Raw genomic sequence first — 12,802 nt, forward strand, 5'->3', positions numbered from 1 at the left:
CTTGCGTGTGATGGACGTTCGAACAGTCCTGTCTGAACCGATCACACCCTAGCCGAAGGCCGGGACCGGGCGGCGCATGTCCGGCCCCTCGTTCTGCACGGTGATGGTCAGCGTGCCCTGCACATCGCCTTCCATCCCTTCGGGAATGGTGAAGCCGGTGACGGCGATGTGCCGTTCCTCCAGCGCCGTGGTCAGGATGCCCACCTGATCCGCCGGCACCTCGAACGCCGCCATCAGCATCACATTGGAAAAGAGCTGGTGGTTGACGATCCAGCCGCCGGCCGTGCCGATGGCCTCCGCCACCTCCATCAGAACGGCGCTGAACGGGCGGTGGGTCACCGCTTCCAGGCGGATCATGATCCGGTCTCCTCACGGGGATTGGTCCGGGAAGAAGCGTCCTCCATCCCCGGCCGCCGATCAATCAGAAAGCACCGTCCGGCACAGCCAGAAATGGCAGGCGCGGCGTCATCAGCAAACCCGCCAGCCCCACCGCCATGGCATAGGGCACGGGCGCGCCGGGGGCGAACAGCCGCGGCAAGGGTGCCTCGCCCTGCCCCATCACGCGGAACAGCGGCGGCAGCACCAGCCGGGTGCCGAACACCCCGAACGCCAGCAGCGCCCCCAGAATGCCGGCCAGCATGGCAAAGGACAGGATCTGGTCCATCCCCTGCCACCCGGCCACCAGGGCGGCGAGAACGGCGGTCCGGCGGTTCATGGCGCGGGCCAGGATCAGCAGCGCCGCCGCCGCGGCCCCCAGCCCCAGCGCCTCCCCGTGGCCCAGCCATGCCGCCGGGGCCTGGCCCAGCAGGGCCGCCACCGGCAGCCCCGCGGCGAACGCCGCCACCACCACCCACGGGATGCGGGCGAACATCAGGTCGGTTCCCATCGCCAGCAGCAGCGGCAGCGCGTACAGCGCCACGATCACCGGCTCGCCCCATGTCATGGCCGTCGTCCGCGTTCCGTTGTGGTTCCGCCGCCTTTATCGCCCCATCGTCAGCGCAGGGCAATCACCACCGGCAGGGCCTGAAGCACCGGAGGGTACATCAGCAGCAGCGCCAGCAGCGGCACCGCCGCCACCATCAGCGTGATTCCCCGCCGCCACATCCCCACCGCCGCCACGGCGACGGCGACGATGGCCAGCGCCAGCCATTCCACGGGGCGCCGCCCCGGCGCGTCGGGAACCGCCCAATCCAGCGTCAGGGTCAGCAGAACATCCACCAGCCGGGCCGCAACAGCGGTCATATCGCCCATGGCACCCTCCCCGCACGGTCATCCACGGGGGAAACGGATGGAACGGGCACACGGCCCCGCCGAAGCCGTAAAATCAGCGCGGGCGAAATTGGGACAAACCGGCGTATCCGGGTTATACTCTTTCGCATACCGGATTATTCCTGTCCCCGGCGGCCCGGCCGCCGCTCGGGACGGAGAGCGAGGAAGGAGGGGGAACACATGCCGTTCAGCGTGATCGAAATCGCCGTCTACGCCATGGTTCTCAGCGCTTCCCAGCCACGGCCCTTCGAATGCGTGGAGGTGCAGCCCCAGGGGGTGAACTGCACCAACGGCATGGCCGCAGATCCCCTGCCCGACGACGGGCTGCGCTTCAACACCGGGGTGACCATCAGCCGCGGGCGCAACCGCGATCTGATCTTCAGCAACGGGCTGCAGGTCCATCTGGACGCCTCCGCCTGGGCGCAGTTCCAGAAGGACGGGGCCACCATCGTCTCCGTCCGCCGCATGGACGCCCGCGGCAGCCGCTTCGTGTTCAACAACGGCTACGCCTGCCAGTCGGTGGACAAGGGCACCGCCCGCTGTTACCGGCAATAACCCCCGGCCGCCCCCCACCGGGGAGAAGGTGGCGCGAAGCGCCGGGTGAGGGCGGGATGTCGCGCAAACCACCCGGCATCCGGTGCCAAGCAACGTCAAACCTTGAGCTTGAAGAGCCTTGCGGCTCGATTCTTGGGCCAACGCGCGAAGAAACGCCGACCATAGGACGGCAGGATACACCGCTGGCGAGGACCAGCCGAGGCCAACAGCCGCCCAGAGGGCGGACGCCCGCCAGCGAGGCGCCTTGACAGGATGACCCGCGGTTTACGCGCTTTTTATCCTCATCAGGGTTGCCCTCCCCGGTGGGGGAGGGTTCCTGCGTGCATCACCCGCGTTTCCAGGTGGTGCCCTGCGGTCCGTCTTCCAGCACGATGCCGTTGTCGGACAACTCCTTGCGGATGCGGTCGGCCTCGGCGAAGTTGCGGGACTTGCGGGCGGTCTGGCGGTCCTGGATCAACCGCTCGATGGCGGCGTCGGTCAGACCGGCCCCGGCGGCTCCGGCGGGCGCCCAGCGGAACCACGCTTCCGGCTCCTGATACAGCAGGCCCAGCGCCTGCCCCGCGGCCAGCAGCGCGCCCTTGGCCGCCGCCTTGGCCGCATCCCCCTCGGCCTTGTTCACCGCGCCGGCCAACTCGTGCAGGTGGGCGATGGCCAGCGGGGTGTTCAGATCGTCCTCCAGCGCCGCCAGCACCTCGAACGGCAGGTCGGCTTCGGCGGGGGCCGGGGCGCCGCGCAGGGCCTGATACCAGCGGTCCAGCGTGGTCTTCGACACCTTCAGCCCGTCCTTGGTGAAGTCCAGCGGCTGGCGGTAATGGGCCGACATCAAGGTCAGGCGGATCGCCTCCCCCGGATGGTCGTTCAGCAGGTCGTTGACGGTGAAGAAGTTGCCCAGGGACTTGGACATCTTCTCACCCTCGACGGTGACGAAACCGTTGTGGACCCAATAACGGGCCAGGGCGGCACCGTCGTGGGCGCAGCGGCTTTGGGCGATCTCGTTCTCATGGTGGGGGAAGATCAGGTCCAGCCCGCCGCCGTGGATGTCGAAGGTGGCGCCCAGATGCTCCTTGGACATGGCCGAGCATTCGATGTGCCAGCCGGGGCGCCCGCGGCCCCACGGGCTGTCCCAGCCGGGCTGGTCGTCGGATGAGGGCTTCCACAGCACGAAATCCTGCGGGTCGCGCTTGTAGGGCGCCACCTCCACCCGCGCGCCGGCGATCATCTCGTCCGGCGAGCGGCGCGACAGTTGCCCGTACTCGGCCATGGACGGCACGGAGAACAGCACGTGCCCTTCGGCGGCATAGGCGTGGCCGCGCTCGATCAGGGTGGCGATCAGCGCCACCATGTGGGCGATGTGGTGGGTGGCCCGCGGCTCGATATCCGGGCGCAACGCGTTGAGCGCACCCATATCCTCGTGGTACTGCCGGGCGGTGCGCTCGGTCAGCACGTCGATGGGTTCGCCCGACGCGCGGGAGCGGTCGATGATCTTGTCGTCCACGTCGGTGATGTTGCGGACATAGGTGACGTGCGGGTACAGCCGCCTCAGCAGGCGGTAGAGCACGTCGAACACCACCACCGGGCGGGCGTTGCCGATGTGGGCGGTGTCGTACACCGTGGGACCACAGACATACATGCCGACCGTGCCGGGGGTCAGGGGCTCGAACGTCTCCTTGCGGCGGTTCAGCGTGTTGTAGAGTTCCAGGGGCACGGGTCAGGCTCCTTCCGGCAGGTCGGACGGGGTATCAGGCGGTTTCGCCGGCCAGCCGCTTCACGGCGCGCTCCCGGCCGATCAGGGGTAGCAGGTTCTTCAATTCCGGTCCATGGCCGCGGGCGGTCAGCGCCAGACGCAGGGGCAGGAACAGCGCCTTGCCCTTGGCCCCCGTGGCGTTCTTCACCGCGGCGGTCCAGGCCCCCCACGTGCCCTCGTCCCACGGTTCCGGCGGCAGCAGGGCGGCGGCGGCGGCGGTGAAGGCCGCGTCCTCGATCACCGGGGTGACGGGGGCGTGGGTCACCTCCCACCATTCGGCCACACCGTCCAGCCGCGACAGGTTGGGGCGCACCGTCTCCCAGAAGATGCGATCGGCACCGGCAAAGCCCATGGCCTCCAGCCGCCCGGCCACCGCGTCGAACGGGGTCGCGTGCAGCACGCGGGCGTTCAGGCGCACCAGTTCCTCGGGGTCGAACTTGGGCGTGGCGCGGGAGACCTTGGCGAAATCGAACTCGGCGGCCAGCGCCTCCAGGCTCGGGCGCGCCTCGATGGGGTCGGAGGTGCCGAGCTTGGCCAGCAGGCTGGCCAGCGCCAGCGGCTCGATCCCCTCGTCGCGCAGGGAATTCACGCCCACACTGCCCAGCCGCTTGGACAGCCCCTGCCCCCCCGCATCGGTCAGCAGCGGCAGATGGGCGAAGGTGGGCACCGCGGCCCCCAGCGCCTGCCAGATCTGGATCTGCACGGCGGTGTTGGCCACGTGGTCCTCGCCGCGGATCACGTGGCTGATGGCGAAGTCGGCGTCGTCCACCACCGAGGTCAGGGTGTAGAGCGGGCGCCCGTCCTCGCGGATCAGCACCGGGTCGGACAGGGCCGCCCCTTCGAAATGCACGGCCCCGCGGACCAGATCGGTCCATTCCACGGGGGTGTGGTCGAGCTTGAAGCGCCAATGGGGCCGGCGGCCCTGGGCCTCCAGCTTGGCCCGCGCGTCGTCGCTCAGGCGCAGGGCGGCGCGGTCGTAGATGGGCGGGCGGCCCTGGGACATCAGCGACGTGCGCTTGAGCGCCAGTTCCTCCGGCGTCTCGTAGCAGGGGTAGAGGCGCCCGGCGGCCTTCAACTGCGCCGCCACCGCGTCGTACCGGTCATAGCGGTCGCTTTCGCGGGCGAAACGGTCCCAGGTCAGGCCCATCCAGGTCAGGTCCGCCTCGATCGCCGCGGCGTATTCGGGGCGGGAGCGTTCCTCGTCGGTGTCGTCCAGGCGCAGCAGGAAGCTGCCGCCGGTGCGGCGGGCGTAGAGCCAGTTCACCACCGCCAGCCGCAGGTTGCCCACATGCAGCAGGCCGGTGGGGCTGGGGGCGAAACGGACGGCGGCGGGGGCGGTGCTCATGATCGGGCGGGCTTCGCTGACAAGGTACGGGAAAGGGTGTCAGCGATAGCACGGCCCGCCCCCTGGGGGAAGACGCCCGCCGCGGGCGCCCTCCTGCACCGATGCCACCTTATTTCAGCTTGGGATCGTGGGTGTGGTGGCGGTCGCGTTCGCCGCCGCCGCCCGACACGCGGCTGTGGTCGGGGTTGGTGGGTTCGCCCGGCATGGGGCCGGTGCGCTTGGGCGGGGCGGGCTTGTCGGCGTTCTGGTGGCTGCTGCCCGGCCCGCCATGGCTGCGGTCGGTATGATCGGTGTCTCGGGCCATGGGAAAAGCCTTTGCCGTGGTTGGTCCTGCCCCTTCCAACAGGCGGTTTTCCCGGCGGGTTCCCCCTTGCCGCCGTGGCGGGGGGCCGGGGGCTTGGGGTACAGTCCGCACGGCAAAACCCGTGGGAGGAGTCACCAGAACCATGAGCAAGAAGCCTGTGCGCATCGCCGTCATCCTGTCCGGCTGCGGCGTCTATGACGGTGCGGAAATCCACGAAGCGGTGCTGACCCTGCTGGCCATCGACCGGGCGGGGGCCGAGGCGGTGTGCTTCGCCCCCGACGTGCCCCAGGCCCACGTCATCGACCACCGCACCGGCACCGAGACGGGCGAAACCCGCAACGTGCTGACCGAGGCGGCGCGCATCGCCCGCGGCAAGATCGCCGACCTCGCCACCTTCGACGCGGCGGATGTGGATGCGCTGATCCTGCCCGGCGGCTTCGGGGCGGCCAAGAACCTGTCCAGCTTCGCCTTCGACGGCCCCGGCTGTACCGTCAACGCGGATGTGGAAAAGGCCATCGCCGCCATGCGCGCGGCGGACAAGCCCATCGGCGCGCTGTGCATCGCGCCGGCCATCCTTGCCAAGCTGCTGGGCGGCCAGGGGATCACCCTGACCATCGGGTCCGACGCCGGCACGGCGGAAGCGCTGGAATCCCTGGGCGCCCATCACACGGTCACCACCCATGGGGAGATCGTGGTGGATCGGGGGCTGAAGGTCGTCACCTCCCCCTGCTACATGCTGGACGCCGGCATCGCACAGATCGCCGACGGGGCGGCCAACACGGTCAACGCGCTGATCGAGATGGCCGGCTGACGCAAGCGGACGCGGTGGAGAAAACGGGCGGGGGCCATTCCCCGCCCTTTTCTTTTTCCGCGGCCTTCGGCTATAGGTGCGCGGGTTCGGGGCGCCCGTTTTTCCGCGGGGCCTGCCCCTTGTCTGTCATCAGCGCCCGTTTTCCCGCGGGTTGCCTTGGAGGATACCGCCATGCTGTGGGCCGCCGCCTATATGGGCAGCGTCATCGCCATCAATTACGCCTTCAGCCTCGCTCCCCACCTGGACCTCGTGTGGTCCTGCTGGGTCGGGCTGATCTTCATCCTGCGCGATATGGTGCAGGTGCGCTTCGGCCACTGGTCGCTGCTGGCCATGGCCGCCGGCACGGTGGTGTCGTACCTGCTGGCCGACCCCATGGTCGCCACCGCCAGCGTTCTGGCCTTCGCGGTGTCGGAGACCATCGACTGGCTGGTCTTCACCGTCACCCGCCGCCCCTTGCGCGACCGGCTGTGGCTGAGTGCGGCCCTGTCGGTGCCGGCGGACACGGCGATCTTCTTCGGCCTGCTGGACATCTGGGATCCCACGGTGTGGACCGCCAGTGCGGCGTCGAAGCTGGCCGGCGTCACCGTGGTGTGGGTGCTGATGCGCACCCGCGCGGCCCGCGCGCCCCTCCCGGCGTAACCCGCCGCCACCGCCGTTCCGGCCTAAACGCCCCGCCCGTCTTGCCGCCGCCCCGCACGCATCATACATGATGATCAAGGGGCAATGCGGGCAAGAACGAGTGGAGCCGCCGGATGACCGACCTGTTTTTGGCGCTGGCCGCATGGTACGCCTGCGGCGTGGCGGGCTATAGATACTGGTGTTTCGACGGCTGGCGCCCGGAACGGGCGTCGGACTGGGGTGTCGCCCTGGCCCTGGGCGTCCTGGGGCCGGTGGTGCCGCTGGCCGGATGGCTGGTGCGCCTCGTCTCCGGCGACGACACCCCCGACGACCACAACCACCATGACCGTGGCCCCGATGACCGGGACGGCGGGTGGCAGGACGACGGCCGCCGCCTGATCCCCATCCGCATCGATGACCGCCGGCGCCGCCGGCGCCGGTAAGGCTACATCCTCTCCCCCTCCCCCTTCCCCTCCGTTCCCGGTCCCGCCGGGCCATGGAGGGACGGGCGGTGGGGAATGGTGATGGTGAAGACGGCCCCGTGCCCGGACCGCGACAGCAGCCCCAGCCGGTAGCCCAGCAGCCGCGACAGCCGCGACACGATGGACAGCCCCAGCCCCAGCCCCTTGGACCGGTCGCGTTCGGGGTTTCCCACCTGATAGAAATCCTCGAAGATCAGATGCTGACGGTCCGGCGGAATGCCGGGACCGGTGTCCTGCACCTTGATCACCACCCCGCCGCGGGCGGGACGGCAGGCCAGCAGGATCACGCCGGACACGGTGTATTTGACCGCGTTCTGCATCAGGTTGCGGACCACCCGGTCCAGCATGGCCGGATCGGTGCGCACCGACAGGTCGGCAAGCTTCATCCGCACGTCCAGCCCCTTGATGGCCGCCTCCGCCGCGGTGTCGGTGCCGATGCGGGTCAACAGCGGGGCCAGCGCCACCATCTCTTCCTGCGGCTGGGCCACACCCAGTTCCAAGGCCGCGATGTCCATGATGGAATTCAGCATGCGCTGGGCGGTGTCGAACGCCTCGTTCGCCGCGGTCATCAGCGCCGACATGCCGTCCGCCCCCGGCTGGCTGCCCAGCAGGTGCAGATAGATGCCCAGCGTCTGCATGGGCTGGCGCAGGTCGTGGCTGGCCGCGGCCAGGAACCGGGTCTTGGCGGCGTTGGCGTGCAGCGCCTCCGTCCGGGCGCGGGCCAGTGCGTTGTAGCTGCAGCGCAGCGCCGCCGCCCGGCGCCGCTCCGCCAGCAGCGAGCCGGTGATGATGACCATCAGCCCGGTGATGACCAGCCCGGCGGCCAGCACCACCAGGGCGGTGGTGCGGTTGGTTTCCCCCTCGAACGCCGCCGTGGTGGCGATGTCCAGCAGCCAGGAGCGCCCGAACACCGACAGGGCCATCTGCCCGGTGAAATGCCCCTCCGCCTCCTGGGGTGCCCGTTCGGCGCCATCGCTGGCGTAGAGCAGACGGCGGGACGGAGGATCGATCCCGTCATAGAGGGCGACGTCGAGAGCGCCGGCGAACGGCGGCCCCAGGATCGCGCGCATCAGGTCGCCCATGCGGAACGGGCTGTAGACGAAACCGCGGATGGCCCGCCGCCGCTCCGCCGCCGTATCCGCCGGCATGCCATAGGTGTAGACGGGCAGGTAGATCAGGAACCCCGCCTGCACGTCGTGCCCGTCCTCCTGCACCAGCCGCACACGCCCGGTGGCGGCGGGAACGGCGGAGTCGCGCGCCCGTTCCATGGCCGCGCGCCGCTCGGGTTCGGAAAACATGTCGAAGCCGAAGGCCCGCAGGTTCCGCCCGGTGAACGGCTCCAGGAACACAATGGGGTATGCGTCTGGCAGGGTGGAGCGGGGAGAGACGGCATAGGCCGGGAACCCCTCGGCCCGCACCGCGGCTTCGTGAAGGGCGATGCCGTCCCGCGGCACGCGGGGGGAATAGCCGATGCCCAGAATGCCGGGATAATGATCCTCGACCCGCAAACCGGCGACATAGGTGCTCCACGCCTGCCGGTCGGGGGTGGCGCCGCGTTCGGCCTGGGCGTCGATCAGCGCCACGCCGCCGCGCAGGATCTGTTCGTAGCTGGCCAGCCGGACCGTCAGGGTTTCCGCCAGTTCCTGGCCCATCTCGTGGAAGCGCTGACGGGCCTGCCTGTCCGCCTGCCGCTCCAGCAGGGCCCAGGCCAGCAGGGTCAGCACCAGACCGGCCAGCGCCACCACCGCCGGCTGCCAGTACCACAGCCGTCCACGGGCGAGCGGCGCCTGGGGATCCTTCACGGGATCGTCAGGGAAAGCGCCCGCCCCCACCGCGTCACCCCCCCGCCTGCCGCAGCGCCTGGGTCACCATGCTGTGCAGGTAGGGCGGCATCACCGGCTTTTGCAGCACCGGCACGCCACGGGCCCGCGCCTCGTCCAGAGCCTCGGTGCTGGTGTCGCCGGTGATGATGATGCTGGGGATGGGATGGCCGGCGGACTCAAGGATGCGCTGGATCGCCTCCAGCCCCGTGCGCCCCTCGCGCAGGCGGTAATCGGCCAGGATCAGCGACGGCGGTTCGCCCGCGTCGGCGATGCGGTCGATGGCATCGGTCTCGCTTTCCGCCGCCAGCACGCGGAACCCCCACGCCTCCAGCAGGATGTGAAGCGCCTGAAGCACCGAACGCTCGTCGTCGATGACCATGATCAGGTCGTTGGGCATTGCCGTGTCGCCTCGTGGCCTTTCGTCACCATGTCGCCGCTCCCCTGTTTTACGCAGGAATCGGTTGAGAAGCGCAAGCGCTTCCGCCATTCTCCGCCTTTCGGCGGGGGGCTATGCCACCCGGATATAACCCCCGGAAAGTTCCGGGAACAGGTCATGAAGGTCGAGCGATGACGGGCGAGCGGATCTACCTCTACGACACCACCCTGCGCGACGGGGCACAGACCCAGGACGTGGATTTCACGGTCGCCGACAAGATCGCCATCGCCCGCGATCTCGACGCGCTGGGTATTGATTATGTGGAGGGCGGGTGGCCCGGTGCCAACCCGACCGACGACCAGTTCTTCGCCGATCCCCCGGCCTTTTCCCGCGCCATCTTCACCGCCTTCGGCATGACCCGCCGGCCGGGGCGCAGTGCCGCCAACGATCCCGGCCTGGCCGGGCTGTTCAACGCCCGCTGCGCCGCCGTGTGCATGGTGGGCAAGACGTGGGACTTTCACGTCGATGTGGCGCTGGGCATCCCGCGCGACGAGAACCTGGAGCTGATCCGCGACAGCGTTGCCGCCGCCCGCGCGGCCAAGGGAGAGGCGCTGTTCGACGCCGAACACTTTTTCGACGGCTACAAGCGCAACCCCGCCTATGCCGCGTCGTGCATCAAGGCGGCGTACGAGGCCGGCGCCCGCTGGGTCGTGCTGTGCGACACCAACGGCGGCACCCTGCCCCACGAGGTGGAGGCCATCGTCCGCGAGGTGGTCGGGACGCACGGCATCCCCGGCGACCGGCTGGGCATCCATTGCCACAACGACACGGAAAACGCCGTCGCCAATTCGCTGGCCGCCGTGCGGGCGGGGGCGCGGATGATCCAGGGCACGCTGAACGGCCTGGGCGAGCGCTGCGGCAACGCCAACCTCGTCTCCCTCATCCCCACGCTGATCCTGAAGATGGGATTCCAGACGGGGGTGAAGGCCGAAGACCTGCCCCGCCTGACCGAGGTCAGCCGCAACCTGGACCGCATCCTCAACCGCGAATCCAACCGCCACGCCGCCTACGTCGGCGCCAGCGCCTTCGCCCACAAGGGCGGGCTGCACGTCTCGGCCATCGAGAAAGACCCCGACACCTATGAGCATGTCCGCCCCGACGCGGTGGGCAACCGCCGCCGCATCGTGGTGTCGGACCAGGCCGGGCGGTCCAACGTGCTGGCCCGCCTGCGCGATTTCGACATCCAGGACATCGACCCCGCCGACCGCCGCATCGGGTCGCTGGTGGATCTGATCAAGCGCCGCGACACCGAGGGGTATGCGTACGACGCCGCGGAAGCCTCGCTGGAGCTGCTGATCCGCAGCCATTTCGGGTCGGTGCCCAGCTATTTCACCCTGGAACGCTTCTGGGTGACGGACGAGCGGCGCTACCGCCTGAACGGTGCCATGATCACCGAATCGGAAGCGGTGGTGAAGATGACCCTGCCCAACGACGATTCCCGCCTGGAAGCGGCGGAGGGCAACGGGCCGGTCAACGCGCTGGACAACGCGCTGCGCAAGGCGCTGGAGCCGTATTACCCGGCGTTAAAGGCCATCACGCTGACCGATTACCGCGTGCGCATCATCGCCAACGAACGGGGCGAACGGGTGGGCAGCGGCACCCGCCCGCGCGTGCTCATCACCACCCGCGACAGCGCCACCGGCAAGGAATGGGCGACGCTGGGCGTGTCCACCGATATCATCAACGCCTCCGTTGACGCCCTGCTCGACGCCTATGGCTTCAAGTTGCTGAAGGATGGGGTGGAGCCGTGGCGGGGCACCGCCCCCTGACCCCCGTTCCCGCATCTTCCGCTGTCACCCGTATCGGCCTGTCATGACCTCCGGCAAAGATCCCAACCGCCCGTCCATTCTGGGCGGCCCCACCGTCATCCTGGTTCATCCCCAGATGGGGGAGAACATCGGCGCCTGCGCCCGCGCCATGCTGAACTGCGGCCTGACCGACCTGCGTCTGGTCAAGCCGCGCGACGGCTGGCCCAACGAGAAGGCGGTGTCCGCCTCCTCCGGTGCCGACATGGTGCTGGAAAACGCCACGCTCTACGAGACCACCGCCGAGGCGGTGGCGGATCTGGAGGTGGTGTACGCCACCACCGTGCGCACCCGCGGCATGATCCAGGAATTCGTCACCCCCCGCGTGGCCGCCACCGAAATGCGCGGCCATTACGCCGCCGGGCACAAGGTGGGCATCCTGTTCGGGCCGGAACGCACCGGGCTGGTCAACGACGACCTGACGCTGGCCCACCGGCTGATCACCGTGCCGCTCAACCCCTCCTTCTCCTCGCTCAACCTGGGGCAGGCGGTGCTGCTGATGGGGTACGAGTGGTTCCAGACCGGCGAGATCCCGCCCGACCGGGTGCTGCACACCGGCGCCACCCGCCCGGCGACCAAGGCGGAACTGCTGAACTTCTTCGATCATCTGGAAGGCAAGCTGGACACCACCGGCTTCTTCACCACCCCGGAAAAGCGCCCGTCCATGATCCGCACCATCCGCAACGCGTTCGAGCGCATGCAGATGACCGAGCAGGAGGTCCGCACCTTCCACGGCATCCTGACCGCGCTCACCGGGCGGCCCAAGGTGTCGCGCCGTGACGGCGGGGACGGCAACGGCGAGGGCCAGGGCTGAGCGGAGCCCGCCCCCAACGGAAAAGCCCCTTCCCGGCGGGAAGGGGCTTTTTGTTTTACGCAACCACCCGGTTGGCGGCGGCCCGGCTCATGGCGACCCACAGGCCGCCGGCCGGCCGGCTTTCGGTCAGACCGCCTGACGGAACGGGAAACCCGGCGTCAACCGCCTCGGCCCTCCCCACCATGCCGGTGACGCCGGTCAGGGCACCCGGCACCATCTCCAGCCCCAGGAACCGGTCGAGATCCACCGGCCCCGGCAGCGACATCCCCAGCGTCAGGCCGCGGGTGAAGCCGAACCGGTTGTAATAGGGCGCATCCCCGACCAGCAGCACGGCCCGGTGGCCCGCCGCCGCGGCCTTGTTCAGGCTCATGCGGATCAGCTTGCTGCCCAGCCCGCCGCCCTGCCAGTGGGGGGCCACGGCGATGGGGCCCAGCAGCAGGGCCGGCGTGGTCCCGCCGATGGTCACCGGCCAATAGCGGATGGTGCCTTCCAGGGTTTCGTTGCCGTCCTCGTCATGGTCGATGGCGACGAGGCACAGATCCTTCACCGGTTCCACGCCGTCGCGCAGCCGATAGGCGGTCTTGGTGAAACGGCCAGGGCCGAACGCCTTGTCGAGCAGGGCTTCGATGGCGGCAGCGTGCTGCGGCCCTTCGGTCGTGATGATCATCGGTACGGGTCTCCCGGCGTTCGGGGAAGAGGAAGGGGGACGAAGCCGCGCCTTCAGCCGGACGGAGACGGATGGTGAGGGGATCAGCCCTGACCGAAGCTCCCGGCGTCTGCACGCGACCCAAGGACC

General features: G+C 69.5%; 15 protein-coding genes. 6 read left to right on the plus strand and 9 right to left on the minus strand.

What is annotated here, in order from left to right:
• Nucleotides 1-48: 48 nt before the first annotated feature.
• The 3 genes from M2352_RS14445 to M2352_RS14455 form a co-directional block, all read right to left on the minus strand.
• On the minus strand, nucleotides 49-357 hold the full coding sequence (locus M2352_RS14445; RefSeq protein ID WP_264665175.1) for a hypothetical protein: 309 nt from the start codon (nucleotides 355-357) through the stop codon (nucleotides 49-51).
• Nucleotides 358-421: 64 nt separating this feature from the next.
• Nucleotides 422-943 carry a hypothetical protein gene (locus M2352_RS14450; protein WP_264665176.1) on the minus strand — a complete coding sequence of 174 codons (522 nt, stop codon included), beginning with the start codon at nucleotides 941-943 and terminating at the stop codon, nucleotides 422-424.
• Nucleotides 944-993: 50 nt separating this feature from the next.
• Nucleotides 994-1,251 (minus strand): hypothetical protein, encoded by a 258-nt coding sequence (locus tag M2352_RS14455; protein ID WP_264665177.1) that lies wholly within the window; start codon nucleotides 1,249-1,251, stop codon nucleotides 994-996.
• A 198-nt stretch (nucleotides 1,252-1,449) separates the two neighbouring features.
• Here M2352_RS14455 and M2352_RS14460 point away from each other — a divergent pair, with 198 nt between their 5' ends.
• Nucleotides 1,450-1,824 (plus strand): hypothetical protein, encoded by a 375-nt coding sequence (locus M2352_RS14460; protein WP_264665178.1) that lies wholly within the window; start codon nucleotides 1,450-1,452, stop codon nucleotides 1,822-1,824.
• Between the two features lie 325 nt (nucleotides 1,825-2,149).
• Here M2352_RS14460 and cysS read toward each other — a convergent pair whose 3' ends face one another.
• The 3 genes from cysS to M2352_RS14475 all read right to left on the minus strand — a co-directional run bounded on the left by cysS (nucleotide 2,150) and on the right by M2352_RS14475 (nucleotide 5,217).
• Nucleotides 2,150-3,529 carry a cysteine--tRNA ligase gene (gene cysS, locus M2352_RS14465; protein WP_264665179.1) on the minus strand — a complete coding sequence of 460 codons (1,380 nt, stop codon included), beginning with the start codon at nucleotides 3,527-3,529 and terminating at the stop codon, nucleotides 2,150-2,152.
• Between the two features lie 34 nt (nucleotides 3,530-3,563).
• Nucleotides 3,564-4,913 (minus strand): glutamate--tRNA ligase, encoded by a 1,350-nt coding sequence (gene gltX / locus M2352_RS14470; protein WP_264665180.1) that lies wholly within the window; start codon nucleotides 4,911-4,913, stop codon nucleotides 3,564-3,566.
• 109 nt (nucleotides 4,914-5,022) lie between these two features.
• Nucleotides 5,023-5,217: a hypothetical protein gene (locus M2352_RS14475; RefSeq protein ID WP_264665181.1), complete on the minus strand. Its 195-nt coding sequence runs from the start codon at nucleotides 5,215-5,217 to the stop codon at nucleotides 5,023-5,025.
• Between the two features lie 142 nt (nucleotides 5,218-5,359).
• On the opposite strand from M2352_RS14475, the gene elbB reads away from it, so the two are divergent.
• The 3 genes from elbB to M2352_RS14490 all read left to right on the plus strand — a co-directional run bounded on the left by elbB (nucleotide 5,360) and on the right by M2352_RS14490 (nucleotide 7,089).
• Entirely contained in the window at nucleotides 5,360-6,028 is a 669-nt protein-coding gene (gene elbB, locus M2352_RS14480; RefSeq protein ID WP_264665182.1) for an isoprenoid biosynthesis glyoxalase ElbB, read from the plus strand.
• A 171-nt stretch (nucleotides 6,029-6,199) separates the two neighbouring features.
• Nucleotides 6,200-6,667 (plus strand): preQ0 transporter, encoded by a 468-nt coding sequence (locus M2352_RS14485; protein WP_264665183.1) that lies wholly within the window; start codon nucleotides 6,200-6,202, stop codon nucleotides 6,665-6,667.
• A 113-nt stretch (nucleotides 6,668-6,780) separates the two neighbouring features.
• Nucleotides 6,781-7,089, plus strand: a complete 309-nt coding sequence (locus tag M2352_RS14490) for a hypothetical protein (protein ID WP_264665184.1) — start codon at nucleotides 6,781-6,783, stop codon at nucleotides 7,087-7,089.
• Nucleotides 7,090-7,091: 2 nt separating this feature from the next.
• Here M2352_RS14490 and M2352_RS14495 read toward each other — a convergent pair whose 3' ends face one another.
• Together M2352_RS14495 and M2352_RS14500 are read right to left on the minus strand one after the other, a co-directional pair.
• The gene (locus M2352_RS14495) at nucleotides 7,092-8,930 is read right to left on the minus strand and encodes a CHASE domain-containing protein (RefSeq protein WP_264665185.1); all 1,839 of its coding nucleotides are present in this window, start codon (nucleotides 8,928-8,930) and stop codon (nucleotides 7,092-7,094) included.
• A gap of 34 nt (nucleotides 8,931-8,964) precedes the next feature.
• On the minus strand, nucleotides 8,965-9,348 hold the full coding sequence (locus M2352_RS14500; RefSeq protein WP_264665186.1) for a response regulator: 384 nt from the start codon (nucleotides 9,346-9,348) through the stop codon (nucleotides 8,965-8,967).
• A 170-nt stretch (nucleotides 9,349-9,518) separates the two neighbouring features.
• Here M2352_RS14500 and cimA point away from each other — a divergent pair, with 170 nt between their 5' ends.
• Nucleotides 9,519-11,156: a citramalate synthase gene (gene cimA, locus M2352_RS14505; RefSeq protein WP_264665187.1), complete on the plus strand. Its 1,638-nt coding sequence runs from the start codon at nucleotides 9,519-9,521 to the stop codon at nucleotides 11,154-11,156.
• A 43-nt stretch (nucleotides 11,157-11,199) separates the two neighbouring features.
• Nucleotides 11,200-12,006 (plus strand): RNA methyltransferase, encoded by an 807-nt coding sequence (locus M2352_RS14510; RefSeq protein WP_264665188.1) that lies wholly within the window; start codon nucleotides 11,200-11,202, stop codon nucleotides 12,004-12,006.
• Nucleotides 12,007-12,061: 55 nt separating this feature from the next.
• On the opposite strand, the gene M2352_RS14515 is transcribed toward M2352_RS14510, so the two are convergent.
• Nucleotides 12,062-12,673 (minus strand): GNAT family N-acetyltransferase, encoded by a 612-nt coding sequence (locus tag M2352_RS14515; RefSeq protein WP_264665189.1) that lies wholly within the window; start codon nucleotides 12,671-12,673, stop codon nucleotides 12,062-12,064.
• Nucleotides 12,674-12,802: the final 129 nt, after the last annotated feature.

The sequence above is a fragment of the Azospirillum fermentarium genome (genome assembly GCF_025961205.1).
GTDB lineage: Bacteria > Pseudomonadota > Alphaproteobacteria > Azospirillales > Azospirillaceae > Azospirillum > Azospirillum fermentarium.

Coding starts and splice junctions, on each gene's coding strand:
- M2352_RS14445 (WP_264665175.1), bottom strand. CDS start 357: ATGATCCGCCTGGAAGCGGTGACCCACCGCCCGTTCAGCGCCGTTCTG.
- M2352_RS14450 (WP_264665176.1), bottom strand. CDS start 943: ATGACATGGGGCGAGCCGGTGATCGTGGCGCTGTACGCGCTGCCGCTG.
- M2352_RS14455 (WP_264665177.1), bottom strand. CDS start 1,251: ATGGGCGATATGACCGCTGTTGCGGCCCGGCTGGTGGATGTTCTGCTG.
- M2352_RS14460 (WP_264665178.1), top strand. CDS start 1,450: ATGCCGTTCAGCGTGATCGAAATCGCCGTCTACGCCATGGTTCTCAGC.
- gltX (WP_264665180.1), bottom strand. CDS start 4,913: ATGAGCACCGCCCCCGCCGCCGTCCGTTTCGCCCCCAGCCCCACCGGC.
- M2352_RS14475 (WP_264665181.1), bottom strand. CDS start 5,217: ATGGCCCGAGACACCGATCATACCGACCGCAGCCATGGCGGGCCGGGC.
- elbB (WP_264665182.1), top strand. CDS start 5,360: ATGAGCAAGAAGCCTGTGCGCATCGCCGTCATCCTGTCCGGCTGCGGC.
- M2352_RS14485 (WP_264665183.1), top strand. CDS start 6,200: ATGCTGTGGGCCGCCGCCTATATGGGCAGCGTCATCGCCATCAATTAC.
- M2352_RS14490 (WP_264665184.1), top strand. CDS start 6,781: ATGACCGACCTGTTTTTGGCGCTGGCCGCATGGTACGCCTGCGGCGTG.
- M2352_RS14500 (WP_264665186.1), bottom strand. CDS start 9,348: ATGCCCAACGACCTGATCATGGTCATCGACGACGAGCGTTCGGTGCTT.
- cimA (WP_264665187.1), top strand. CDS start 9,519: ATGACGGGCGAGCGGATCTACCTCTACGACACCACCCTGCGCGACGGG.
- M2352_RS14510 (WP_264665188.1), top strand. CDS start 11,200: ATGACCTCCGGCAAAGATCCCAACCGCCCGTCCATTCTGGGCGGCCCC.
- M2352_RS14515 (WP_264665189.1), bottom strand. CDS start 12,673: ATGATCATCACGACCGAAGGGCCGCAGCACGCTGCCGCCATCGAAGCC.